The sequence below is a fragment of the Arthrobacter pullicola genome (genome assembly GCF_014836875.1).
GTDB lineage: Bacteria > Actinomycetota > Actinomycetes > Actinomycetales > Micrococcaceae > Arthrobacter_B > Arthrobacter_B pullicola.
The window spans coordinates 335,564-359,424 of the sequence record NZ_JACSQC010000002.1; the positions used below are offsets into that span (position 1 = coordinate 335,564).

The 23,861-nt window shown below is 65.5% G+C and carries 23 protein-coding genes; 11 read left to right on the forward strand and 12 right to left on the reverse strand.

The window, feature by feature from the left end; translation table 11 throughout:
* Positions 1-40 precede the first annotated feature (40 nt).
* Positions 41-1,366: a mannose-6-phosphate isomerase, class I gene (manA, locus tag H9638_RS04825; protein ID WP_191746072.1), complete on the forward strand. Its 1,326-nt coding sequence runs from the start codon at positions 41-43 to the stop codon at positions 1,364-1,366.
* Here the strand turns inward: manA and H9638_RS04830 are convergent.
* Entirely contained in the window at positions 1,363-2,394 is a 1,032-nt protein-coding gene (locus H9638_RS04830) for a lipid II:glycine glycyltransferase FemX (protein WP_191746073.1), read from the reverse strand. The genes manA and H9638_RS04830 overlap by 4 nt on opposite strands.
* Positions 2,395-2,503: 109 nt before the next feature.
* On the opposite strand from H9638_RS04830, the gene H9638_RS04835 reads away from it, so the two are divergent.
* Positions 2,504-3,349, forward strand: coding sequence for a tryptophan-rich sensory protein (locus tag H9638_RS04835; protein ID WP_225216999.1), 846 nt, complete (start codon positions 2,504-2,506; stop codon positions 3,347-3,349).
* A gap of 99 nt (positions 3,350-3,448) precedes the next feature.
* On the opposite strand, the gene glpX is transcribed toward H9638_RS04835, so the two are convergent.
* Positions 3,449-4,477 (reverse strand): class II fructose-bisphosphatase, encoded by a 1,029-nt coding sequence (glpX, locus tag H9638_RS04840; protein ID WP_404799626.1) that lies wholly within the window; start codon positions 4,475-4,477, stop codon positions 3,449-3,451.
* Between the two features lie 211 nt (positions 4,478-4,688).
* Between glpX and H9638_RS04845 the strand changes: the two genes are divergently transcribed.
* The 5 genes from H9638_RS04845 (at position 4,689) to H9638_RS04865 (ending at position 10,063) form a co-directional block, all read left to right on the forward strand.
* Positions 4,689-5,285 carry a DUF4245 domain-containing protein gene (locus H9638_RS04845; protein ID WP_191746075.1) on the forward strand — a complete coding sequence of 199 codons (597 nt, stop codon included), beginning with the start codon at positions 4,689-4,691 and terminating at the stop codon, positions 5,283-5,285.
* Positions 5,286-5,387: 102 nt separating this feature from the next.
* Positions 5,388-6,065, forward strand: a complete 678-nt coding sequence (locus H9638_RS04850) for a carbonic anhydrase (protein WP_191746076.1) — start codon at positions 5,388-5,390, stop codon at positions 6,063-6,065.
* 70 nt (positions 6,066-6,135) lie between these two features.
* A complete protein-coding gene (locus H9638_RS04855; protein WP_191746077.1) occupies positions 6,136-7,557 on the forward strand; it encodes a class II fumarate hydratase in 1,422 nt (473 codons plus the stop codon).
* Positions 7,558-7,658: 101 nt separating this feature from the next.
* On the forward strand, positions 7,659-8,324 hold the full coding sequence (locus H9638_RS04860; protein ID WP_191746078.1) for a TetR/AcrR family transcriptional regulator: 666 nt from the start codon (positions 7,659-7,661) through the stop codon (positions 8,322-8,324).
* Positions 8,321-10,063 (forward strand): MDR family MFS transporter, encoded by a 1,743-nt coding sequence (locus tag H9638_RS04865; protein WP_191746079.1) that lies wholly within the window; start codon positions 8,321-8,323, stop codon positions 10,061-10,063. Before H9638_RS04860 ends, H9638_RS04865 begins: the two co-directional genes overlap by 4 nt.
* 147 nt (positions 10,064-10,210) lie before the next feature.
* Here H9638_RS04865 and H9638_RS04870 read toward each other — a convergent pair whose 3' ends face one another.
* Complete coding sequence (locus H9638_RS04870) at positions 10,211-10,681, reverse strand: NUDIX hydrolase (protein ID WP_191746080.1); 471 nt, start codon at positions 10,679-10,681, stop codon at positions 10,211-10,213.
* A gap of 4 nt (positions 10,682-10,685) precedes the next feature.
* A complete protein-coding gene (locus tag H9638_RS04875; protein ID WP_191746081.1) occupies positions 10,686-11,198 on the reverse strand; it encodes a prepilin peptidase in 513 nt (170 codons plus the stop codon).
* 183 nt (positions 11,199-11,381) lie between these two features.
* Between H9638_RS04875 and H9638_RS04880 the strand changes: the two genes are divergently transcribed.
* Positions 11,382-12,701: a hypothetical protein gene (locus H9638_RS04880; protein WP_225217001.1), complete on the forward strand. Its 1,320-nt coding sequence runs from the start codon at positions 11,382-11,384 to the stop codon at positions 12,699-12,701.
* Between the two features lie 104 nt (positions 12,702-12,805).
* Here H9638_RS04880 and H9638_RS04885 read toward each other — a convergent pair whose 3' ends face one another.
* Together H9638_RS04885 and H9638_RS04890 are read right to left on the reverse strand one after the other, a co-directional pair.
* Positions 12,806-14,146, reverse strand: coding sequence for a PhoH family protein (locus tag H9638_RS04885; RefSeq protein WP_318241782.1), 1,341 nt, complete (start codon positions 14,144-14,146; stop codon positions 12,806-12,808).
* Positions 14,147-14,380: 234 nt separating this feature from the next.
* Positions 14,381-15,142 (reverse strand): isoprenyl transferase, encoded by a 762-nt coding sequence (locus H9638_RS04890; RefSeq protein ID WP_191746082.1) that lies wholly within the window; start codon positions 15,140-15,142, stop codon positions 14,381-14,383.
* A gap of 243 nt (positions 15,143-15,385) precedes the next feature.
* On the opposite strand from H9638_RS04890, the gene trhA reads away from it, so the two are divergent.
* Positions 15,386-16,036 (forward strand): PAQR family membrane homeostasis protein TrhA, encoded by a 651-nt coding sequence (gene trhA, locus H9638_RS04895; RefSeq protein WP_318241800.1) that lies wholly within the window; start codon positions 15,386-15,388, stop codon positions 16,034-16,036.
* Between the two features lie 32 nt (positions 16,037-16,068).
* Here the strand turns inward: trhA and H9638_RS04900 are convergent, their stop codons facing one another.
* Genes H9638_RS04900 through mca form a run of 3 tightly spaced genes read right to left on the reverse strand, consistent with a single transcriptional unit; the run spans position 16,069 to position 19,487 of the window.
* Complete coding sequence (locus H9638_RS04900) at positions 16,069-18,168, reverse strand: thioredoxin domain-containing protein (protein WP_191746084.1); 2,100 nt, start codon at positions 18,166-18,168, stop codon at positions 16,069-16,071.
* A 5-nt stretch (positions 18,169-18,173) separates the two neighbouring features.
* On the reverse strand, positions 18,174-18,524 hold the full coding sequence (locus H9638_RS04905; protein WP_191746085.1) for a hypothetical protein: 351 nt from the start codon (positions 18,522-18,524) through the stop codon (positions 18,174-18,176).
* 51 nt (positions 18,525-18,575) lie between these two features.
* Positions 18,576-19,487, reverse strand: a complete 912-nt coding sequence (gene mca, locus H9638_RS04910) for a mycothiol conjugate amidase Mca (RefSeq protein WP_225217002.1) — start codon at positions 19,485-19,487, stop codon at positions 18,576-18,578.
* Positions 19,488-19,546: 59 nt separating this feature from the next.
* Here mca and H9638_RS04915 point away from each other — a divergent pair, with 59 nt between their 5' ends.
* Complete coding sequence (locus tag H9638_RS04915) at positions 19,547-20,005, forward strand: DUF4307 domain-containing protein (RefSeq protein ID WP_318241783.1); 459 nt, start codon at positions 19,547-19,549, stop codon at positions 20,003-20,005.
* A gap of 208 nt (positions 20,006-20,213) precedes the next feature.
* Positions 20,214-20,726 carry a transcription elongation factor GreA gene (greA, locus tag H9638_RS04920; protein ID WP_191746087.1) on the forward strand — a complete coding sequence of 171 codons (513 nt, stop codon included), beginning with the start codon at positions 20,214-20,216 and terminating at the stop codon, positions 20,724-20,726.
* Between the two features lie 30 nt (positions 20,727-20,756).
* On the opposite strand, the gene H9638_RS04925 is transcribed toward greA, so the two are convergent.
* The 3 genes from H9638_RS04925 to H9638_RS04935 are packed head-to-tail and all read right to left on the reverse strand — an operon-like array spanning position 20,757 to position 23,854.
* Positions 20,757-21,347 carry a rhomboid family intramembrane serine protease gene (locus tag H9638_RS04925; protein ID WP_191746088.1) on the reverse strand — a complete coding sequence of 197 codons (591 nt, stop codon included), beginning with the start codon at positions 21,345-21,347 and terminating at the stop codon, positions 20,757-20,759.
* Between the two features lie 3 nt (positions 21,348-21,350).
* Positions 21,351-22,592: a threonine ammonia-lyase gene (ilvA, locus tag H9638_RS04930; RefSeq protein WP_191746089.1), complete on the reverse strand. Its 1,242-nt coding sequence runs from the start codon at positions 22,590-22,592 to the stop codon at positions 21,351-21,353.
* Positions 22,589-23,854 carry an AI-2E family transporter gene (locus H9638_RS04935; protein WP_191746090.1) on the reverse strand — a complete coding sequence of 422 codons (1,266 nt, stop codon included), beginning with the start codon at positions 23,852-23,854 and terminating at the stop codon, positions 22,589-22,591. The genes ilvA and H9638_RS04935 overlap by 4 nt, the downstream gene beginning before the upstream one ends.
* Between the last annotated feature and the right edge of the window lie 7 nt (positions 23,855-23,861).

Consider the following 23,861-nt stretch of genomic DNA (forward strand, 5'->3'; position numbering starts at 1 on the left):
GCGGCCGCACCCGCAGGTGCGGTGTATTTGAAAGAGGACCATGTATCTGCTCGCCGGAAATCTCCGCCCCTACGCGTGGGGATCGATGACCGCCATGGCCGAGCTTTTCGGCCGGGACCCCAGCGGGGAGCCCGAGGCCGAACTCTGGTTTGGCGCCCATCCCGGCGCCCCGTCGCGGATCGTTGATCCTCAGGGCTCCGCAGAGACCCTTGATGAGCTCATCGCCGCGGACCCGGAAGCCGCACTCGGCCGCAGAACCGTGGCTGAGCACGGGCCGGCCCTTCCCTTCCTGGCCAAGCTGCTCGCGGCGGGCTCCCCCCTGTCCCTGCAGGTGCACCCCACCAGGGAACAGGCTAAAGCGGGCTTCGCCGCGGAGGATGCCGCCGGCGTCGACCGGTCCGCCTCCGACCGCAATTACAAGGATGCGAACCACAAGCCCGAGATGATTTTCGCGCTGACCCCGTTCGAGGCGCTGTGTGGTTTCCGCACGCCCGCCGAGGCCGCCGGGCTGTTCCGGGCCCTGGCCCGGCTGATCGAGGCATCCGGCCGCCCCTCCCCCACCCTGCTGGCCGAGACGGTGTCGGATCTGGACTCGGGACGGCCTGAGGCAGAAAAACTCGAGAAGGTCTTCCGGCGCCTGATCAGCGGCGGAGAGGAAGTCCGGGACGCCGTTACGGCCGCCGCGGAAACGGTCCGTGGCCTCGGCAGCGAACCGCCCGCCGATCTGGATCCGGCCCTCGCGGCCATTGGTGAGCTGGACGGTTATTACCCGGCTGATCCGGGGGTGCTGATCTCCCTGCTGCTCAACCGTGCCTCGCTGCGGCCAGGGGAAGCCATCTATCTGCCGGCCGGTAACATCCACGCCTACCTCAGCGGCCTGGGCGTCGAGGTCATGGCATCCTCGGACAACGTGCTCCGCGGCGGCCTGACACCCAAGCACGTGGACATTCCCGAGCTGCTGAAGACAGTTGATTTCCGGCCGCTGGGAATTCCGCGCCTGAAGGCCGGGTTCACCGGTTTGGGCCAGGAGATCTACCAGCCCCCATTCAGTGAGTTCTGCCTGCAGCGGCTGGAGCTGGACCAGGCCGAGGCCGCGCCCAGCATGTCTGCCGCCGACGTCCCGGTGCTGCAGAACGGCCCCACCCTGGTGATCGCCCTGCGCGGCTCACTGGTCCTGGATACGCCCAAGCAGGACCTGATCCTGAATCCCGGGGACTGCGCGTTCATTCCGGCGGATGAGGCCCCGGTGATCGCCAAGCTGGCGGCCCACTCAGCGCAGCACGACGACGGCGCGCTGGCCTTCGCGGTGACCACCGGAGCGGCTCCGGCGGCCGAGGCTACGGACGAACCGCAGCTGGAGATTTAGCGGCGGCCCCGGAGCCGGCCGCGGAGTCCGGCCAGGGCGCCGCGGGCCTTGCGGAGCGTGGTCTTGGCCAGGGGCAGCGCCGTCGTGAAAACGGGGTACAGCGGGGAGAGCGGTTTGTCCCATGTTCCGGCCAGCAGGTCCTCGTGCTGAGCCCAGCCCATCTTGAACCTGGACACGCCGTCGTTGAGCAGCCCGTTGAAGTCGTACCGGATAATGCCGCGTTCCTTCATTTCCCGGATGGCCAGCCATTTCAGCGCGTAGTTGGCCCGGAGGCGTTCACCTTCCTCCGTCATGCCGCCGTACAGCTCGAAGGCGGTGTGCCCGCTGGCGGAGAGCCAGAGGAAGGCCACCACGTCGCTGCCCTTGAAGGCTGCATAGACCGGGGAACCTGCTCCAAGGTTCTCGAAGATGTCCTGGTAATAGCGATCTTCGTGGATGCCGAACCCGGCCCGCTCCGCGGTCTGCTGGTACACGGCCAGGCACTGCGGAATCTCCTCGCGGGTCACCGCACGGTATTCCAGGTCCTCGCGGCCGGACTTGCGGATGTACTGCCGGTGCTTCTTGCTCATCCCGGCCAGGAGGTCGTCTTCGCTGAGCGCGAGGTCCAGGATGAGGGTGCGCGGAATGAGGATGGTGTTGGTGCTGTGCCGGAACCCTGCACCGGGCAGCTGCACCGTGGTCCCGGCGGCAGTGCCCCAGTCCGGTTCGATCGTCAGGGCCACGGCGCGGTGGGCTTCTTTTGCGTAGGCGGCGACGGCGTCAAGCAGCTGGATTTCCCGGCCCGGCTCACCCTGCGGTCCACGGGGAATGTAGGCCAGCGCCCGGAAGGGGAACGGCAGCGGGCGGATGAGCAGCTGGGCGCTGCCCACCACCTCACCGCCGTCGGAAATCAGCAGGCGGTCAGCGCGCCAGCCGTGGTCAGCCTTCGTTTTCCCCCAGCCCCACAGCTGCTGCGGGTGTCCGTTGAACCGGTTGACATACTCGTCCCAGGCGGACGGATCAGTGCAGGGAGTAACGCTCAGTGTCATGCCAACAAGCCTACGTGCAAGCCCGGGTGCGCTCGAATCCGCGGGTGCCGGCAGCAGAACGGCCGGCCGGCACCGGAGTACTGTCAAGCAGCCTTTGTTACGCTCGAACATGGCCACTTCAACCCGCAGCACCGACAATCCATCCGACCCGGGGAATCGCGCCGGCACTGGCCCTCAGCGCAGTGACCTGATCCGCCAGCTGACCGTCACCGTCTCCTTTGTCCTGTGCATCGCCGGTTCCGTGATCGGCGTCGGCGTCTTTGGCGGAACTCCGATTGCGGAGGCCGCCGGCGGGGCGCTCAGCGCCGATGCCACGTATCTGGCCCCGGCCAGCCCGGCTTTCTCCATCTGGTCCGTGATCTACGCCGGACTCGGCGCGTACACCATCTACCAGTGGCTGCCCGCGCAGCGCAGTTCAGTCCGCCAGCGCCGTCTCGGCTGGCTCGTGGCCGCTTCACTGCTCCTCAACGCCGCGTGGATCCTGAGTGTGCAGGCCGGCTCCATTCCACTCTCCGTGGTGGTGATTGCGGCTCTGCTGGTGGTCCTGGCCCTGATTTTCAAGCGCTGCGCACGCACCCGGCCGGACAACTGGCTGGGCGCTGTGGTGGTGGACGGCACACTGGGTCTGTATCTGGGCTGGGTCTGCGTGGCCATCTGCGCCAACATCGCATCAGCCCTGACCTCCGGCGGGTTCGACGGTTTTGGTCTGGACCCGGTGGTGTGGGCGGGTGCTGTGCTCGCGGCAGCTGCCGCCGTCGGCGTCGGCCTGGCCCTTTACGGCCGTGGCCGGCTGGCTCCGGCTGCCTCCCTGGCCTGGGGCCTGTCCTGGATCGCGGTGTCCCGTGTCAACGGCGAACTGCTCTCCACTGAAACGGCGGTTATGGCCGCTGTGGCCGCCGCGGTGGTTGTTATCGCAACAGTTGGTGCCCGGGTGGCGGAGGTCCGCCGGAGCTAGCCCGGACACTGACCACCCAAAAGACACTGACCACCAAAAAGGGGAGCAGTTCCTTGTGAACTGCTCCCCTTTTGCGTTTTTGGCGTTGCCGCCAGGCTCCTAGCGCAGGCGGGCGTAGGACTCCCACTTGTGTGACTGGTGCTCGCCCTCAACCACGCGGATGGTCCCGGACTTGGAACGCATCACGATCGACTGGGTCAGGACCCGGTCCTTCTTGTAGCGCACGCCGCGCAGCAGGTCGCCGTCGGTGATGCCGGTGGCGGCGAAGTAGCAGTTGTCGCTGGTAACCAGGTCGTTGGTGGACATCACGCGGTCCAGGTCATGGCCGGCGTCGATCGCCTTCTGCTTTTCTTCATCCGAGGTCGGCCACAGGCGGCCCTGGATGACGCCGCCCAGGGTCTTGATGGCGCACGCGGTAATGATGCCTTCGGGGGTTCCGCCGATTCCCATCAAGGCGTCGACGTCGGTGCCTTCGCGTGCTGCGGCGATTCCGCCGGCAACGTCGCCGTCCATCAGCATCCGGGTGCGGGCGCCGGCGTCACGGATCTCCTGCACCAGCGGCTTGTGCCGGTCCCGGTCCAGGATCATCACGTTGAGCTGATTGATCTTCTTACCCTTGGCCTTGGCGATCAGGTGCAGGTTCTGCTTGACCGGAAGGCGAAGGTCGACCATGTCAGCGGCTTCAGGCCCGGTGACCAGCTTCTCCATGTAGAACACGGCCGAAGGGTCGAACATCGTTCCCCGTTCGGCCACGGCGAGTACCGCCAGCGCGTTGTTGATGCCCATGGCCGTCAGGCGTGTGCCGTCGATCGGATCCACCGCGACGTCGCACAGGGCCCCGGTGCCGTCACCGACGTGCTCACCGTTGTAAAGCATGGGGGCTTCGTCCTTCTCCCCCTCACCGATGACTACGACGCCGTTGAAGTGCACAGAGGAAATCAGCGAACGCATTGCGTCAACGGCAGCGCCGTCTGCGGCGTTCTTGTCACCGAAACCGACCCAGTGGCCTCCGGCGATCGCCGCGGCCTCAGTGACCCGCACCAGTTCGAGCGCGAGGTTCCGGTCCGGCTCGTCGTCTCCGACTGCCAGGGCGGGTGAGAGCGTTGAGTACTGGGCACCTTGGGACACGTTTAACCTCATCTTTGAAATTCGGGTTGGGGCCGTTCGGTGAGTGACACCTTGCAGCCACCCGCTGGCTGATCCTTGGTTTGATCATAGTCGCCAACCGGTTCAGCGCGCCGCAGCCGCCACCTTTTTACGCCCTCAGGCCATGGCAGCGGGCGTCAGCGGAACCCGTCCGGAATAGGACTTGCCGTGCCATATAGGCGATTATGGAAGGGTGAGTGATCAGCAGCAGCAGCCCGATGAGCCCGTAGTTACCCCCACCCTGACCGCCAAGCAGGCCAAACGCGCCAACGCGACGGTGATTGGCATGCTCATTGCCACAGGAATCACCCTGGCGATCGTGCTGCTTCCGGTACTGCTGAACCCGTACCAGAAGCCCCAGGTGCGCGACGTCGATGTCCAGGCCATCGCCTCCGAGGCGGCGGCGGATGCCGGCTACGATCCGCTTGCTCCCGAACTGCCGGACGGCTGGACCTCCAATTACGCCCGTTGGGATTCCGGAGTCAATTCCGGCGTCCCGGTCTGGGAAGTGGGATATCTCACTCCGGACTGGGACTTCATCCGGCTCACGCAGACGGCCTCGGCGAACCCGACCTGGATTTCCCAGACCACCGGAGATTCCGTGGTTTCCGGAGAACGGGTGACGGGTGGAACCACCTGGCAGCTGCGGGACGGTGCCGACGGCGAGGCCCATTTTGTGGCAGAGGTCGAAGGAATGACCGTGGTCCTGAGCTCTGACGCTGACCTGGCCACGGTGGACGTGCTCGCAGAGGCAGTCCTGCGGGACCTCGGGGAAACCTCCCAGAGGTAGCCGCAGCAACCCCAGCCCCCGGCATTCGGCTCATTCGGCCCGGAACCGGTGCCACATGGCAGTAACAGAACATCCGCTGCGGCTGCGGGGCATTATTGTGGAATGGTGACTGAAATCAACAGCCCCCTTAGTAGTCCCGTCACTCCGGCAGAGGCCTGGCAACGCCTCCGCGACGGAAATGAACGTTTTGTCTCCGGCCACTCCCGGCACCCCAACCAGGACGCCCCGCGGCGCAGCTCCCTGGTCAACCATCAGGATCCCTTCGCTGTGATCTTTGGCTGCTCCGACTCCCGGCTCGCCGCAGAAATTATCTTTGACCTCGGTCTCGGGGATGTTTTCGTGGTCCGTACCGCCGGCCAGGTGACAGACGACGCCGTCCTCGGCTCCCTGGAATACAGTGTCGGCGTGTTGGGTGTTCCGCTGATCGTTGTCCTGGGCCATGACAGCTGCGGCGCCGTGACGGCGGCCAAGCACACCGTCGACACCGGATCCATGCCCGCCGGGCATGTGCGCACCCTGGTTGAGCGCATCACGCCGTCCGTCCTCGCCGCCCAGCGGAACGGACTCACGGAAGTCAACGACATGGTGGTGGAACACACCCGGCAGACCGCCGAACGGCTGGTGGAGAGCTCCCGCATGATTTCCGATGCCGTGGCCTCCGGAAGCACGGCCGTCATCGGCCTCTCCTACCGCCTTGCCGAGGGCCGGGCGGACCTGGTCTCCAGCATCGGCGATCTGGGTGGCGGAAACCCAGGGGCTCCTGGCCTGGCGGCCGGCTAGGGTTCCGCAGCCGCCCCTTTTTTCGACACGCGTTTCAGCCCCGGCACCCCGGCCCACTAGGCTGGGAGCCATGACTTCGAACACCGCTGAATACCGCATTGAACATGACACGATGGGTGAGGTCCGGGTCCCGGTAAACGCCCTTTACCGGGCCCAGACCCAGCGCGCCGTCGAGAACTTCCCGATTTCCGGCAAAACCCTCGATGACGCGCATGTGCAGGCGCTGGCAAGCATCAAGAAGGCTGCAGCCCTCGCGAACGCCGAACTGGGAGTGCTCGACGACGAGCGCGCCAAGGCGATCGCCTCCGCCGCAGAGGAAGTTGCGGCGGGCAAGCACAACGATCAGTTCCCGATCGATGTGTTCCAGACCGGTTCCGGCACGTCCTCGAACATGAACACCAACGAGGTCCTGGCCGAACTCGCCTCCCGCGCCCTGAAGGCTGCCGGCAGCGAGACCACGGTCCACCCCAACGATCACGTCAACGCGTCGCAGTCCTCCAATGACGTCTTCCCCACCTCGGTCCACGTCGCCGCCACGTCCGCCCTGATCAACAACCTGATCCCGGCCCTGGAGCATCTGGCTGCCTCACTGGAGCGCAAGTCCGAAGAGTTCAAGGACGTCGTCAAGTCCGGCCGCACCCACCTCATGGACGCCACCCCGGTAACGCTGGGCCAGGAGTTCGGCGGCTACGCAGCACAGGTCCGCTACGGCATCGAACGCATCCAGGCGTCCCTCCCCCGCGTAGCCGAGGTCCCGCTGGGCGGCACCGCCGTCGGCACCGGCATCAACACTCCGGCAGGCTTCCCGCAGCGCGTGATTGAACTGCTCGCTGCAGACACCGGCCTGCCGCTGACCGAAGCCCGCGATCACTTTGAATCCCAGGCCAACCGCGACGCCCTCGTTGAGGTCTCCGGCATGCTGCGCACCATCGCAGTGTCCTTCTCCAAGATCGCCAATGACCTGCGCTGGATGGGCTCCGGCCCCAACACGGGACTCGGCGAAATCGCCATCCCCGACCTGCAGCCGGGCTCCTCGATCATGCCGGGCAAGGTCAACCCGGTCATCTCCGAGGCCGTGATGCAGGTTGCCGCGCAGGTTGTGGGCAACGACGCCGCCATCGCCTGGGCCGGCACCTTCGGCTACTTCGAGCTGAACGTCGGCATCCCCGTCATCGCCTCGAACCTGCTGGAGTCCATCCGCCTGCTCGCCAACTCCTCGGTGATCATGGCGGACAAGATGATCGACGGCATCGAAGCCAACGTGGAGCGCGCCCGCTACCTAGCCGAGGCCTCTCCCTCGATCGTGACCCCGCTGAACAAGTACATCGGCTACGAGAACGCCGCCAAGATCGCCAAGTTCGCGGTCAAGGAGGGCAAGACCATCCGCCAAGCCGTCATTGAACTCGGCTTCCTGGAGCGCGGCGAGGTCACCGAGGAGCAGCTGGATTCCGCCCTGGACGTGCTGTCCATGACGAAGCCGCCGCAGGCCTAGCCAGCAGGTACACCGAGGAAAGGGCGCCCGGGCCGCGGCCGGGCGCCCTTTCCTGTGCCCACGGTTTGCACTTACCAGCCCAGAGTGCAAAACTTCACTCTGTGACAAATAGTGCAACAGAATCGGGCGGGCTGCGGGAACGCAAACGCACCGCCACCCGGATCGCCATCACGACGGCGGCAAGGACCCTGACCGCCGCGCACGGCGTAAACGGCTTCACCGTTGAGGAGCTGTGCGAGGAGGTCGGCATATCGCGCCGCACCTTCTTCAACTACTTCCCGGCCAAGGAAGACGCCATTCTGGGTTCGCCCGTGGATGATCTTCCCGAGGACCTGGTTCAGCGGTTTGTTGACGGCGGCAAGGGCTCACCGTCTGGTGAGCTCTCGACCACATTGCTGGCTGACTTCGTGGATCTTGCTGTAGGGATGGTGGACCGCATGGCCATCTCCCGCAGCGAAATGATCATGCTCAAGAACGCCATTGCCGCCGAGCCCCGGCTGCTCCAGAAAGCCATGCATGGCTCACAGGCGGCGGAAGAAGTATTCGCCTCGATGCTCTCGGCCCGGGAGTCGCTGCCGACCGGGGACCCCCGGATCCGGGCAGCCATCACGGTCTTCGGAGCCCTGGTACAGGTCACCGGCCCAAAGTTCTTTGCCCCGGAGAACACCGTCTCCTACCGGCGCCTCCTCGTGGATGCAGTGAATTCTGCCCGCGAGGTCTTTGCCCTTTCCTCCCCTCTTTCCTACCCATCTGAGGACACTGAATGACCACGACTGCCGCACGCCCCTCCGGGCCGCTGCTGCTGACCCAGAAGCGCATCTGGATCATCTTTTCCGCACTGATCGCAGGCATGCTGCTCTCCAGCCTCGATCAGACCATCGTTTCCACCGCCATGCCCACCATCGTGGGCGAACTCGGCGGCGTCGAGCATCAGACCTGGGTTACCACCGCCTATCTGCTCGCCACCACCATCGTGATGCCGATCTACGGCAAATTCGGTGACGTCCTGGGGCGGCGCAATCTCTTCCTCTTCGCCATCGCCCTGTTCACGCTGGCATCCGTCGGCTGTGCCTTCGCCACCGATTTCTGGGGCTTCGTGATCTTCCGTGCCATCCAGGGCCTGGGCGGCGGCGGCCTCATGATCCTTTCCCAGGCGATCATCGCTGACATTGTTCCTGCCAACGAGCGCGGCAAATACCTCGGTCCGCTGGGCGGCATCTTCGGTCTCTCCGCCGTGGCCGGCCCGCTCCTGGGCGGTTTCTTCGTGGACCACATGACGTGGCAGTGGGCCTTCTACATCAACATTCCGATCGGCATCATCGCGTTCCTGATTGCCTTCTTCACCCTGACCCTGCCCAGCAAGAAGGCTGAGAAGCGGATCGACTTCGGCGGTGTCCTGCTGCTCTCCATCGCCACGACCTGCCTGATTTTCTTCACCGACTTCGGCGGCCGTGCGGACCACGGCTGGACCGACCCGGCTACCCTGGCCTTCGGTGCCGGCATGCTGCTGGCAGCCTTTGCCTTTGTGCTTACGGAGCGCCGGGCACAGGATCCAATCATTCCGCTGAGCCTGTTCAGGAACCCGATCTTCGTCAACAGCACGGCCATTGGCTTCACCCTTGGCATGGGCATGTTCGCCGCCATTGCGTTTGTGCCTACGTTCCTGCAGATGTCCACGGGGACCTCAGCGGCCGTATCCGGCCTGCTGATGCTTCCCATGATGGTCGGCATGATGGGCACCTCTATCTGGTCCGGGCTGGCCATCACCAAGTCCGGCAAGTACAAGAAATACCCGATCGCGGGTGCCATCCTGGTGATTGCTGCCATGCTCTGGCTGACCACACTCGCCGCTGCCACCCCGGTCTGGATCATCTGCGTTCAGCTGTTCGTCTTCGGTGCGGGCCTGGGCCTGATCATGCAGGTGGTGGTCCTGGTGGTGCAGAACTCCGTCCCGGTGGACCAGATCGGCACCGCGACCTCATCCAACAACTACTTCCGTGAGGTTGGTGCGTCCCTGGGCGTGGCAATCTTCGGAGCCATGTTCACCACCCGGCTTTCCGAAAACCTCATGGGTGTCTTCTCCGGAGCGGGCATGGACGCGGCAGCGGCCGGCGAGGCCACTGCCACTTTGCAGCCGGCGGCACTGGAAGCTCTGCCTGAACCGGTCCGGGATGGCATCGTCACGGCGTACGCCGATGCGCTGGCTCCGGTGTTCTGGTACCTGATTCCGTTCCTGGCCATAGCGCTGGTCCTGGCCCTCTTCCTCAAGGAGATTCCGCTCTCTGACGTTGCCGGCATGGTGGCCCGGGGCGAGGCCATCGGCGGCCAGGAAGCTGTCCGGCTTGAAGCTGAGCGTGAAGCGGCCCTCCGCGGTGAAACGCCGGTTGAGGGAACCCGGCCAGCAGCGGATGCTGGCCCGGATGATGCCTCTGGCCCGGATGGCGCCTCTGGCCCGGATAACGGTTCCGCTGAGCAGGCACAGCAGGCAGACGGACTTCCGCGCTAGGGAATCAATGCCACAGTGCATCCCAGGGCGGCGGAGGGCCGGCACCACCATCGGTGCCGGCCCTCCGGCCGTTAAGGCCGTGAACCCGACTGAGCCTTGAACAACGCGTTTCCAAGACGTATGGGTTTCGAAGCCCTTTTCAAAACCCTAGGTTTCAAAGACCGGAACACCCGTGGAGGTGCGGGCAAGCTCTATCAGCATCCGGTGCCGGGCATTCAGTTCCGGCAGCGCGTCAAGGGCGAACCAGCGCACCTCGGTGGACTCGTCGTCGTTCACCCGGGCGGTCCCGGCGACATAGGCACACCGGAATACGAGGTTCAGGAACTGGCAGCGGTCCTGATTGGGGAACGTCACCGGGTCGGTGGCGCCAACATGGATAAGATGCTCCAGCCTGGCCTGCACTCCGGTCTCTTCCTCTACTTCCCGGAGCAGTCCGGGACCGGGCTCCTCCCCCGGATCCAGCATGCCGGTGATGATGGTCCACCGGCCGTTGTCCGCCCGGCGGCAAAGAAGAACCTCAGAGGCATCGTTGAAGACGACGGCCGCGACACCGGGCAGCCAGAGCAGCTCATGGCCTACCTTTTCGCGCAGGGACAGGACGAAGTCGGGCGTGGGCATCCTCCTACTGTAGGCCAGGGGCGAGCAGTACCACGGCGGCACCAGCGAGCATAAAGGGCCCGAAGGCGATCCTGGTTTTCCCCGTTCCACGCCCCGTCAGGATCAGGCCCAGCCCCCAGAGCCCGCCCAGTACGAACCCCGCCGCCGTGCCGGCAACCACGTGCGTCCAGCCTGCGTACCCCAGGAAGATCCCGAGAACTCCGGCCAGCTTCACATCCCCCAGGCCCAGCCCGGCCGGACTGATCAGCCGCAGCAGGAAATACCCGGCCAGCATTGCCAGCCCGCCTCCGGCCATTCCCGCCAGGCGGCCAGGATCTCCGGCCGCCAGCGCAGCTGAGGAAAGCAGCAGGACCGCTGCCGGGTAGGCCGGGAGCACCAGGCGGTCGGGCAGCCTGCGGCTGCGGATGTCTTCCACCGCGAGCAGGACCGACAGCCCGGACAGATACCCCAGAGCGGCCAGGAGCAGCCAGGCCGCTGCCCGCTCCTGGAGCCAGTAGTCCCCCACGATCCCCCACATGGGCAACACCGTACGGCATCGGGCCGGAGCGGGGCACGGGCCGGGCAGCCCTGTGGACAATACCGATGGGCTCCGCCCGCGGGCAGCAGCAGCAAGCCCATCCCCCGAGGAAGATACCGCCGGCGCCGCAGGAGACACACGACATAATTGATAATGAGAACCATTTGCATTTAGTCTGTGGGCATGTCGCTATCTCCGAGATCCCTGTCCCTGCCCTCCGCCATGATGGCCGCCCTGGCCCTGTCTGCCTGTTCCGCCGCCGGATCGGCCGAGCCTGATGCCAGCCAGTCAACGATCACCTCCCCGGCCGCTGCCCAAGACACGGCCGAGGCCCCTGACCGCCGGGAAGTCAACGCATTGTCCCCGCGCGCTGTCCTGACGTACGACGGCGGCCTGATGACCGTGGACACCGGGACCGGCGAGGTGACCAGCACCGAGGCGGAAGGCTTCCTGCGGCTCAACAACGCCGGCGACGGGCGGCACGTCCTGGTCAGTGCAGGCCAGGAGTTCCGCCTGTTCGACAGCGGTTTGATTGTTGACGGGCACGGCGATCACCACCACTACTATAAGCAGGCTCCGGCACTGACCGGCTCTGGCGTCGAGGCCGCCGAAGCCGGGCACGTCGTCGCGCATGAAGGCAGGACTTCCCTCTTTGCCGATGGCACCGGAACCATCACCGTGCTCGACTCCGCTGCCTTCAGCGACGGAAAAATTACGGCGGACGAAGTTGAGGAACATTCCGCCGATGCTGCGCACCACGGTGTTGCCGTCCCCCTCAGCAGCGGTGACCTGCTGCTGACTCAGGGCACGGAGGAATCGCGCCATACGATCCAGGTTCTCTCGCCCAGAGGTGAAGTACTCGCTGAAACGGCGGACTGTCCGGGCGTGCACGGGGAAGCTGCCGCGATGCCCACGCCCGAAGGGGATGTCATTTCCCTGGGATGCGAGAACGGGCCGGTGATTTACCGGAACGGCGCCTTCCACAAGGTGCCGGTGGCGGAGGCTTATCAGCGTTCAGGCAACCAGGCCGGCAGTCACGGGTCACCTATCGTCCTGGCCGACTACAAGTCTGATCCCGACGCGGAACAGGAACGGCCCACCCGCATCGGACTGATCGATACCCGCACCAACTCCATGACCACGGTTGATCTGGGGTCGGCGTACTGGTTCCGATCGCTCGCCCGGGGAATGGCGGGCGAAGCCATGGTCCTGACCGGCGACGGTGAGCTGAACATCCTCGACGAGGAAACCGGTCAGATCATCCATGAGGTCAAGGTCGTCGAACCCTGGGAGGAGCCGAAGGAATGGCAGTCGCCCGCACCGGCGGTGAAAGTCGGCGCTGACGGATTCGCCTATGTCACTGAGCCTGCCGCCAAAAAGCTGCATGTGGTCGATGTCGCTGCCGGTACCGTCCTGTCCAGCTTCGATCTTCCCGAGACGCCCGTTGAACTCACGGTTGTGACCGGCGATGCAGAAGCCTCCGGACACGCACACAAAGGATAGGCGCCGGGACCAGTAAGGTGACCCGGCCGCGCCGTCTGCATCAAGGCCGGCGCGGCCGGGCGCGTGGCCTGGTCCAGGGAGCCCTTCGGCTCCACCCTGGCTCCTCAGATGATCTGGCCGTCCTCGAGGAGTTCGGTGACCAGGGCCGCGATCGGAGAACGCTCGGACCGGGTCAGCGTCATGTGGCCAAACAGGGGATGGCCTTTGAGGGTCTCCACCACGGCGGCAATACCGTCATGGCGTCCCACCCGGAGATTGTCCCGCTGGGCGACGTCGTGTGTCAGGACCACTTTGGAGTTCTGCCCGATGCGCGAGAGCACGGTCAGCAGGACGTTCTTCTCCAGCGACTGGGCTTCATCCACGATCACGAAGGAATCGTGGAGTGAGCGTCCGCGGATGTGGGTCAGCGGCAGGACTTCCAGCATGCCCCGGTCCAGGACCTCCTCAACCACCTCCCGGGAGACCAGGGCCTCCAGCGTGTCGAAGACCGCCTGCCCCCAGGGTCCCATCTTGTCTGACTCGCTGCCGGGGAGGTACCCCAGTTCCTGGCCGCCCACGGCGTAAAGGGGACGGAAGACCACAACCTTCCGGTGTTCGCGCCGCTCCAGTACCGCTTCCAGGCCGGCGCACAGCGCCAGAGCCGACTTTCCGGTACCGGCACGTCCGCCCAGGGAGACGATTCCGACGTCGGGATCCATCAGCAGGTCAATTGCCAGCCGCTGCTCGGCTGACCGCCCGTGCAATCCGAAAACGTCGCGGTCACCCCGGACCAGCCGCACCTGCTTGTCCGCACCCACCCGGCCCAAGGCGGATGAGCGTCCGGCGAGCAGCACCAGGCCTGTGTTGACCGGGAGCTCCGCAGCTTCCGGAAGGAAGACGGGTTCATGGTCGTACAGGGCATTGACCTCGGCGTCACCAACCTCCAGTTCCACCATCCCGGTCCATCCGGTATCTCGGACCAGCTCGTTCCGGTACTCGTCCGCCGTAAGTCCCACAGCTGCCGCCTTCACCCGCAGCGGCAGGTCCTTGGACACCACCGTGATCCGGCGCCCCTCGTCGGCCAGGCTGCGGGCCACGGCGAGAATCCGGTTGTCATTGTCCGTCCCACGGATCCCCATCGGCAGCACGTCCAAGGAGACGTGATTGACTTCCACCCGCAAGGTGCCGCCTGATCCGCCGATCGGCACCGGCCGGTCCAGGCCGCCGTGCTCGATCCGCAGGTCATCCAGGAGTCTTAGCGCGGCCCTGGCAAAGAACCCCAGTTCCGGATCACTGCGTTTGCTTTCCAGTTCGCTGATAACCACCAGGGGCAGAATGACCTCGTGCTCGGCGAAACGCAGGATCGCCTTCGGATCCGAGAGCAGGACGGAGGTGTCCAGCACAAACCCGAGCGGCTGCGCCTGCGGGCCGGCGTAAGCGGGAGATGATGTCTTGGAAACGGCCACTTGGAACTCCAGTCCGGGACCAAGGGCCCCGATTAGCTAGAAGCGTGGTTATCCGCAGGCCGGCACAGGAGGCCGGCTGCGGCCTCCTCAACACACAAAGTGCGAACATCCGGCCTCCGGTTCCGTCAGCATGGGACTGATCGGTAGGTCCAAGCTACGTCAGGCCTTGCTCCGCGGAACACAGGGACACGGAGCAGTTAGTGCACTGTTCGTTCAGCGGACCAGCCGCTGAAACTATGAACCGAACCGGCGCTGGCGGCTCGCGTAGTCCCGCAGGGCCCGCAGGAAGTCCACCCGGCGGAAGTCGGGCCACAGCGCTTCGCAGAAATAGAACTCGCTGTAGGCACTTTGCCACATCAGGAAGCCGGACAAACGCTGTTCACCGGATGTTCGAATGACCAGTTCGGGATCCGGCTGGCCGCGGGTGTAGAGGTACTCGGAAATCTGGGCATCGCACAGGTCTTCGGTGATCTCTTCGATGGGCTTGCCCTGTTTCTGGGCATCGCGCAGCAGCTCCTTGACGGCGTCGACAATTTCCCGCCGGCCACCGTATCCGATTGCCACGTTGACATGCAGTCCCGTAGCCGAGGCCGTGCTCTCACCCAGTCTCCCGAGCTGGTCCGAGAGCTCTGGAGGAAGAATTTCCAGGGCGCCCACGGGCTGGACCCGCAGGTCCCCCTTCTCGCCCAGCCGGTCCAAGGTGTTTGCAATGATGCCCAGCAGCGGTTCCAGTTCATCCGGGTCGCGGTTAAGGTTGTCCGTGGAGAGCATGTAGAGCGTGACCACCCGCACCCCGAGTTCCTCGCACCAGCCCAGGAATTCAAGAATCTTGTCCGCGCCCGCCTGATGCCCGTCAGCGGTAGGCGCGCCGGCAAGTTTCGCCCAGCGGCGGTTCCCGTCAACCATCACCCCAATATGCTCGGGGATGCTGTCCTTAGCCAGGCTGCGCCGGAGCTTCCGCTCGTAATAGGCGTAGACCACGCCGGGAAACCGCACGGGTGCGTCACCTGCCTCTTGTATGTCGGGGATCCGCCAGAACGCGGAATCTGCTTTTTCAAGGCTACCGCGCGACTCCGCCGCTGCCGTGCAGCAGTGATCGCGAACCTCCCTACCGCTTAGTAACCTACCGGGTCGTAAGTTAGGATTATGAGCATGACTTTCTCCTCGCGGCGCGGACCGGTCCAGCAGGATCCGGACTCCCGTCCCACCCCGGGACCCCTCGAATCGGCAGTCGAATCGGTGGCCGATGCACTGGACATCAAACCCCGCCTGCGCGGCTGGCTCCATGCCGGAGCGGCACCCTTCGCCCTGGCAGCGGGCATCGTCCTGGTGGTTCTGGCGCCAACGACGGGGACACGCATTGCCTCCGCGGTCTACGCCCTGACCGGAATCCTGCTGTTTGGTGTCTCGGCGGTCTATCACCGGGGCAACTGGAGCCCGCCCGTGAAGCGGATCCTTAAGCGCCTGGACCACACCAACATCATGCTGGTCATTGCCGGCTCCTACACACCGCTGGCGTGGTCGCTGCTGCCCCGGGACACAGCGGTGGTGCTGCTGTGGATTATCTGGTCCGGTGCCGTCGCAGGCGTGGGATTCCGCCTGCTCTGGCTGAATGCTCCCCGCTGGCTGTATACGCCCGTTTATATTGCCTTGGGGCTGGCCGCGGTTTTCTACATTCCGGACTTTTGGTCAGTCAACGCCGCTGTCGCCATCCTGGTGATAACCGGCGGGGCGGCCTACATCGCCGGTGCCATCATCTATGCACTGAAGCGCCCCAACCCGTCGGTAACCTGGTTTGGTTTCCACGAGATTTTCCATGCCTTCACGCTGGTGGGATTTGCCTGCCACTACGCCGCCATCCTGATCGCCGTGCTCTCCGTTCAGGGGTAGCTGGCGTTCAGACCAGCTGGCCCGCACCGGCTTTACCCCGCCGGATTTTGGAGCTGCCCGAGCAGTTCCGCCGCTGTGCTAACCGGCCGGCGGCACACCATAGCCCGGCAGACGTAGGCCAGTGCCGGAGCCTGAGTGTCCCGTCCGGCCAGCAGCGGGACTCCGTCGGCAGGCCCATGGGCGATGACCAGCGACGGACCGCCCGCGCTTCGTCCGGCGGCGAGCAGCCGGGCCACTGCCGCGGGGTCGGAGCCTGTGACGGCCAGCTCCAGGGGTCCGCCCGTCAGCGCCTGCTGCACGGACAGAGCCCAGCCCACTGCTTGGGGCGCGGCGGGGCCGGCACGCCGCACATGTGCGGTCAGCGCTTCGGCCAGGGCACGGTGGTGCACCGCTCCGCTGTACGCCGAAGACGTCAGCAGCACCCCGGCGAACAGGGCCGCACCGCTGGGAACTGCATCATCCAGCGGGTTGGCGGCGGCAACACCTCCCTGGGCCTGCCTGATCTCAGCCGGCTCGGCCGCGGTATCCGAAAGCGTCCCGCCGGTCAGGAACCGGCTGCAGGCTTTCGTCACCAGGGACTCGGCGCCTTCGTACCAGCGCGGGTCTCCGGTGGCTGCGTACAGCGCGAAAAGTCCTTCGGCGGCCCCGGCGTAATCCTCCAGCAGACCTTCGATCCCCTGTGCGGCGCCGTGGTGGGAGACCCGGTACAGGATCTGTCCCTTCCAATGAACGCCCAGGAGGTACTCCCCCGCTGCTTCCGCCGCACGCAGAATCCACGGTTCCGGTGTACCGGCCAGGGCCGTGGCTGCATCGGCCAGGCCGGCTATGACCAGGCCATTCCAGCCGGCCACCACCTTCTCATCCCGGTCCGGCTGCGGACGCTGCTCCCGGACCCGGGCCAGGGCCGTCCTGGCTTCCTCCCACACAGCGCTCTGGTCTGCATCCGGGACAGCCGCCAGGCGGAGGGTACTGCCGGGCAGCCCGTGGGACGCGCCGTCGTCTTCATCCGTATCCAGCAGCTCCAGGGCGGGACTGCCGGGCCCGAGGGTGGCTTCAAGTTCGGCACGGGTGAACACGTACGTCGCACCCTCGACGCGGCGGCCGTTCACCTCGGTGTCGGCGTCCAGCGAGGACGCGAAGGCACCGCCGGGAAGCAGCATCCGGTTGGTCAGCCACTGTGCGGTCTCCCGCGTGACCCGCAGGGCGAGGCGGCGGTGATCCGGATCTGTTTCTGCCCGGGAATAGTGTGCATACAGCCGGAGCAGCTGCGCGTTGTCGTAGAGCATTTTCTCGAAGTGCGGGACCTGCCAGCGGCGGTCCACCGCGTATCTGGCAAATCCGCCTTCGACCTGGTCATACAGGCCGCCAAGTGCCATGGCGCCCAGGGTGCGGGCAGCCAGCCTGGCCGCGGCGGGACGGGTGTCAGCGCCGCTGTGTCCGTGAGCCAGCAGGAAACGCAGAACGGGCGACGGCGGGAACTTCGGGGCTCCCCCGAATCCGCCGAAATCAGGGTCTTCGTTTTGGGACAGGACGCCGACGGCGGCGCTCAGCGCTTCGGCTGCCCAGCCCTCATCCGGGGTCTCTGGAACGACTCCGCCGTCAAGGTCTCCCAGCAGGTGCCGGTTTGCGAGCTGCCCGGCAGCCAGATGCGCGGCGATCTGGGCGGCGCTTGCCTCAACGTCTTCCCGGCGCCCGGTCCAGGCGGTGAGCACGGCGTCAAGCACCTGCCCGAAGGAGGGAGTTCCCTGCAGCGGCTGCGGCGGAAAGTACGTGCCGGCGTAGTAGGTTCGTCCGTCCGGAAGCGTGAAGACGCTCATCGGCCAGCCGCCCTGCCCGGTGAGGGCCTGCGTGGCGGCCATATACGCCGCGTCGACATCGGGGCGTTCTTCCCGGTCCACCTTGATGCTGACAAAGTTACCGTTCAGCACCCGGGCAATCTCCGGATCCTCGAATGACTCGTGGGCCATGACATGGCACCAGTGGCACGCGGCGTAGCCAATTGAGATGAAAACAGGAACGTCCCTGCGGCGGGCCTCAGCGAACGCTTCGTCTCCGAAGGGCCACCAGTCAACCGGGTTGCCGGCGTGCTGGCGGAGATAGGCGGACGCTTGGTTCTCCAGCCTCTCCGCCATGCGGTTTATCCGTCGGTTCCCGGACGCTTACCTGCAGCTTCGCGTGCTTCGCCTGTTTCGAAAGAGGCAGCGGCGGCGTCCTCCGCGTCTTCATCGGCAGCATCAGCCGCGGGGACTCCCGTGGTACCGTCCCCGGCAGCTGCCAGCTGGGCTTCTGCCGCTTGGGACCGGTAACGCACCCGGCGGATCCGCTTGACCATGTCGCGGATCAGGAACACCACGCACAGGGCAAGGAACAGGGTCGCCAGGAAGCCCAGGAGCCCCGGGGTAATGTCCCCCTCTTCCAGGCCCGGCTTAAGGTCTCCCTCGATCGGGGCGGGGTTGACCGTCAGGTACACGCTGTACAGCAGGTTCACGAAGTATCTCTCTCTTGGCAGAAGCCGGCGCACAAACGCCGTATCTACCCTCTATCGTATGCCAGCGAAGAGGTCGGTTTCAGGTACGGAGGACGGGACGCGGGATTCGATCAGTGAATAGTCTTCCCAGGGCCAGACCTCCCGCTGCAGGTCGGTGCTCACAGCGAAGAAGAATCCCTCCGGATCCACCTGGGTGCGGTGAGCCTTGAGGGCGGCGTCACGCACCGGGAAGAAGTCCCCGCATTCCACCTGGGTGGTGGTCGGGTGCAGCGGAGCCGGGGGCTGGTGGCCGTCGGGTTCCGTCTCAAGCCAGGCTGCCAGCCGTTCGGCGTAAGGGGACTCCAGCCCCGCCCGGGTCAGGGCTTCGTGCAGGGCACGGAAGCGTTCAGGGTTGAAGCCGCGGTCATAGTACAGCTTCAGTGGCTCCCAGGGTGCCCCGGTTCCCGGGTAGGCCAGCGGATCTCCGGCGGCGTGGAACGCTTCGACCGCAACCCGGTGGGCCATGATGTGGTCAGGGTGCGGATAGCCGCCGTTTTCGTCGTAGCTGATGATCACGTGCGGACGGAACTCACGCACGAGCTTGACCATCGGTGCCGCCGCGGTCTGCAGCGGACGGAGGGCGAAGCAGCCTGCCGGAAGCTCCGGGAGCGGATCACCTTCGGGCAAACCGGAGTCCATAAACCCGAGCCAGCGGTGCTCGATCCCCAGGGCTGCCTGTGAGGCCGCCATTTCGCTGCGCCGCAGTCCGGCCAGGTCACGCTTGGCCGAGGGTTCGTCCTCCGCAGCGGGGTTCAGTACGTCACCGCGTTCGCCTCCGGTGCACGTGGCCACCATGACTTTCACTCCGGAAGCGGCGTAGGACGCCATGGTGGCGGCTCCCTTGCTGGCCTCGTCATCGGGGTGGGCATGGACGGCCAGCAGGCGGAGTTCGCCGTCGGGTGCAAAGCTCGGTTCGGTGGACAACGCGGTACTCCTGACGGTCGGCGGAAAGCGCCGACAAGAATGTTCGGTAAAATGAAGTGGTGAGCACTGAGGAAGGTCTGCCGGTTCCAGAGCGCCCCGCGGACGGATTGTCATCCACCCCAAGGTTAGCCAATCGCTACGGCACCCCCAAGCCAGGCCTCGGCCGGCGCACCAAAGTGGTCCTGGGGTCCGTTGCTGGACTGGCCGCTGTCGTCGTCGTCGCTTTTATGGCGGTCCCGTCCGGGTCCGGAACCATCACGCCCAAAGACGTTGGCTTCTCGATTCCCGATGCGTCCACCGCGGTCGTGGACTTCAACGTCACCAAGCCCGCGGATGCCACCGTCGAATGTGCCCTCCAGGTGCTCAACGACAGCTATGCGGTGGTCGGTTGGAAGACCGTTCGAATTGGCCCGGCGGAAAAAGAAACCGTATCCCAGCGCGTTAGCCTGCGCACCGATTCGCTCGGTGTCACCGGCGGGGTAAACGCCTGCTGGCTGGTCGAGGGCGCACAGCTCTAGCTTCCAGGCACAATTAGCCGGAAAGCGAAACCCGTGCCGATGTCTTGGGTTTGTCCGTCCGGCTGACTAGTATGGAGGCTACGTAACGCCCCGCCCAGGTGACTGCCGGAACACCAGCCAGAGCAACCGGTCACCGTCCGGCGGGGTCTTTGCTTGTCAGGCCACCCAGGCCGCACAGCAATTTCAGCCAAGCCGAATCTGGATTCGGATGTCATATAAGGAGAGACCCGTGTCTACCAACAGCGCATCTGTCGCCTGGCTCACGCAGGAGTCTTACGACCGCCTGAAGGCGGAACTGGACCATCTTTCGGGCCCCGGCCGTACCGAAATCGTTGCACGTATTGAACAGGCACGGTCCGAAGGCGATTTGAAGGAGAACGGCGGTTACCACGCTGCCAAGGAGGAGCAGGGCAAGGCTGAGGCCCGAATCCGCCAGCTGACCCAGCTCCTTCGCGACGCACAGGTCGGCGAGGCTCCGGCTGACGACGGCGTCGTGGAACCGGGCATGCTGGTCGAAGCCAGGATCGCCGGAGACCTGGAGCGCTTCCTGCTCGGCAGCCGCGAAATCGCCGGGGACAGCGACATTGATGTCTACAGCGAGAAGTCACCGCTCGGCGCAGCCATCTCCGGCTTGAAGACCGGCGACACCACGCACTACACCGCTCCCAACGGCAAGAGCATCTCAGTCGAGATCGTTTCGGCTAAGCCCTACGCCGGGTAGTTTTTCACGAATGGTTCGCAGCGGGTCCGCCTATGGGCGGGCCCGTTTCTGCGTCCGGATCCGGTCTGCCTCTCCGCGCCGGCGCAGCACCATGGCGGCTGCAACTCCTCCGGCGGCCCCAAAGAGATGCGCCTGCCACGAAATCCCGGCCGCGGTCGGCAGAATCCCCCACAGCAGTGAACCGTAGATCAGGAACAGGACTCCCCCGATCAGGATCTGCAGCAGGTCGCGGTTGTAAAATCCCCGCACCATCAGGTACGCGAACAGGCCAAAGACGACGCCGGAAATCCCGATGGTGAGTCCGCCGCCTAACAGCCAGACGCCGATCCCGGACGAGAGCCAGCAGATCGCCGCAACTGCGGCAAACCTCCGGATGCCTTCCAGGAGCACCAGGAACGCGAAAGCCAGCAGCGGCAGGCTGTTGCTCAACAGGTGTCCGGCTCCAGCATGCAGCAGCGGCGCGAACAGTATTCCGTCCAGCCCATCGAGCTGCCGGGGAAGGATCCCCAGCAGCGGCAGCAGGGTGGCCTGGAAGGGCAGCGTGAGGAAGTACACCAGCCAGATTCCGGCCGTCAGGCAGGCGGAAACCAGCAGCGCACTCTTGGCTCGCTGGGCCAGCATCGGCTAGCCGTGCAGGACGACGGGGTGGAAGCCTTCAGCCCGCAGGTTCTGCAGCACCTGTTCGCCGTGCTCGTGGCCCTTGGTTTCCATGTTGATGGTGATGGCGACGTCTCCCATGCTGATCGATCCTCCAACCCTCGTGTGGTCCACACCGGTGACGTTGGCATCGGATTCGGCGATGATCCGCGAAATCGTGGCCAGCGAACCGGGACGGTCATCCAGCAGGATCCGTACCACGAGGTACCGTCCGGCGGCCGCGAGGCCGCGCTGGATCACCTTCAGCATAAGCATCGGATCCACGTTTCCGCCCGAGAGGATCACCGCGGTGTTCCCCGGATTCTCGATTTTGCCCTCCATGATGGCGGCAACACCCACTGCGCCGGCCGGTTCGACGACCAGTTTGGCGCGTTCCAGCAGGAAGATCAGGGCCCGGGCCAGCGCGTCTTCGCTGACGGTGACGACGTCGTCCACCAGTTCACGGATGATGGAGAACGGCAGCTGCCCCGGCCGCCCGACGGCAATGCCGTCGGCAATCGTTGAGACCTTGCTCAGCGGGACCAGGGCGTCAGCGGCCAGCGACGGCGGGTAGGCGGCGGCGTTCTCGGCCTGGACCCCGATGATCCGGACCTCGCGGCCGAGTTCCTTGGCCCGTGCCTTGATGGCGACGGCGACTCCGGCCAGGAGCCCTCCCCCGCCAACTCCCATCAGGACGGTGTCAAGGGTGGGGATCTGCTCCAGCAGCTCCAGTCCCAGCGTTCCCTGTCCCGCAATGATGTCGACGTTGTCGAAGGGGTGGACGAAGACAGCCCCGGTCTCATCGGCGTAGCGCTGTGCCTCTGCCAGGGCCTCGTCGACATTGTGGCCGTGCAGCACCACTTCGGCTCCGTGGCCCTGCGTAGCTGCAAGCTTAGGCAGTGCAACCCCCAGCGGCATGAAGATCCGGGCCTTGATGCCCAGCCGCGCCGCGGCAACCGCCACACCCTGTGCGTGGTTGCCGGCCGAGGCCGCTACCACGCCGCTGGCTTTTTGCTCTTCGCTCAGTTTGGCCATGCGGACATAAGCGCCGCGGACCTTGAAGGAGCCGGCACGCTGCAGGTTCTCACACTTGAGGTAGACGTCGGATCCGGTGATCCTTCCCAGCGCCCGGGACTGTTCGATCGGGGTGTGGGCAATGACGCCGTCCAGCAGCTTGGCGGCTGCCTGGATGTCATCGAGTGTTACGGGCAGCTGGGGAAAATCTGTCAACGTCGGTTCTCTTCTTCGTTTGCTGTGGCTTGTTCGGCGGTCCCGCTGCCGGAGCGGGGTTCATCCAAATCGTTGTCTTCGTTCTCGAGGTCCGGCGGCGATGTTCCCGGCGGCCCGAAAGTATTGTCACGGGCCAGCAACGGGTCCTGTTCCCAGCGGCGGGCTGCAACGTAGCGGATCATCGAGTTGAGGATCGCGAGGAGGGGCACGGAAAAGAGAGCTCCGGCAATCCCGGCCACCAGGGTGCCGCCGGTCACGGCCAGGATCACGGCAAGCGGGTGCAGGGCTACTGCCCGGCCCATGATCAGCGGCTGCAGGATGTGCGATTCGATCTGCTGGACCAGCAGGACAATTCCAAGCATGATCACCGCATTGACCCAGCCGTTGGCGACCAGCGCCAGCAGGATGGCGATTGACCCGGAGACAAATGCACCAATGAGCGGAATGAAGGAACCAAGGAAAACCAGCACGGACAGCGGCAGTGCCAGCGGTACACCGATGATGGCTGCGCCAACGCCGATTCCGACGGCGTCGATGAATGCTACGAGCAGCTGCACCCGGACGTAGCTGGTCATGGATTCCCAGCCGCGGATCCCCGCCCCATAGGCAGCAGCCTGCGCCCGGCGCGGCATCAAGCCCGCGAGAAAGCGCCAGATCCGGCGCCCGTCCAGCAGGAAGAACACCAGGGCAAAAAGCGTCAGCAGGACTCCGGCCGCGAAGTGTCCGGCACTGCTGCCAACGCTCAGCGCCCCGGAGAGGATGCTGGCGGAGTTCTGCTGCAGCGCCGATGTGGCCTCACCGAGCAGGCTGTCTATCTGCGTCGAGGTGACCCTGAGCGGTCCGGCTGCCAGCCATTCCTGGACCTGGTCAAAACCGGTGAGCACCTCGTCCCAGAGGTCCCGGAATCCCAGGGCGAGCTGCCTGCCTACCAGGGTGAGGGCAGCGACGATCAGCCCGAGGAAGGAGACGATCGTCACCGCCACGGCCAGGCCGGAGGGCACCTTGTTGCGGCGCAGCCAGGAACTGATCGGTGAGAGCAGGCCTGCCAGCAGCGCCGCGACCATCAGCGGAATGATGAGCAGGGAGAAGTGGCTGAGGATCCAGAGCAGTCCGCCGCTGACTACCAGTACGACGCCGAGCCGCCAGGCCCAGGAGGCACTGACGCGCAGCGCGTACGGAACATCGTCGCCGGCACGGCTGGAGCGCACGGCTGCAGCCTGGACGGCCTTGGGCGCGGCTACCCGTCGGGCATGGGGTCTCATGGGGTCA

What these genes read in the sequence shown, in the direction of transcription:
- manA (WP_191746072.1), top strand. Translation starts at nt 41, where the DNA reads ATGTATCTGCTCGCCGGAAATCTCCGCCCCTACGCGTGGGGATCGATG.
- H9638_RS04830 (WP_191746073.1), bottom strand. Translation starts at nt 2,394, where the DNA reads ATGACACTGAGCGTTACTCCCTGCACTGATCCGTCCGCCTGGGACGAG.
- H9638_RS04835 (WP_225216999.1), top strand. Translation starts at nt 2,504, where the DNA reads ATGGCCACTTCAACCCGCAGCACCGACAATCCATCCGACCCGGGGAAT.
- H9638_RS04850 (WP_191746076.1), top strand. Translation starts at nt 5,388, where the DNA reads ATGGTGACTGAAATCAACAGCCCCCTTAGTAGTCCCGTCACTCCGGCA.
- H9638_RS04855 (WP_191746077.1), top strand. Translation starts at nt 6,136, where the DNA reads ATGACTTCGAACACCGCTGAATACCGCATTGAACATGACACGATGGGT.
- H9638_RS04865 (WP_191746079.1), top strand. Translation starts at nt 8,321, where the DNA reads ATGACCACGACTGCCGCACGCCCCTCCGGGCCGCTGCTGCTGACCCAG.
- H9638_RS04870 (WP_191746080.1), bottom strand. Translation starts at nt 10,681, where the DNA reads ATGCCCACGCCCGACTTCGTCCTGTCCCTGCGCGAAAAGGTAGGCCAT.
- H9638_RS04875 (WP_191746081.1), bottom strand. Translation starts at nt 11,198, where the DNA reads ATGTGGGGGATCGTGGGGGACTACTGGCTCCAGGAGCGGGCAGCGGCC.
- H9638_RS04880 (WP_225217001.1), top strand. Translation starts at nt 11,382, where the DNA reads ATGTCGCTATCTCCGAGATCCCTGTCCCTGCCCTCCGCCATGATGGCC.
- H9638_RS04900 (WP_191746084.1), bottom strand. Translation starts at nt 18,168, where the DNA reads ATGGCGGAGAGGCTGGAGAACCAAGCGTCCGCCTATCTCCGCCAGCAC.
- greA (WP_191746087.1), top strand. Translation starts at nt 20,214, where the DNA reads ATGTCATATAAGGAGAGACCCGTGTCTACCAACAGCGCATCTGTCGCC.
- H9638_RS04925 (WP_191746088.1), bottom strand. Translation starts at nt 21,347, where the DNA reads ATGCTGGCCCAGCGAGCCAAGAGTGCGCTGCTGGTTTCCGCCTGCCTG.
- H9638_RS04935 (WP_191746090.1), bottom strand. Translation starts at nt 23,854, where the DNA reads ATGAGACCCCATGCCCGACGGGTAGCCGCGCCCAAGGCCGTCCAGGCT.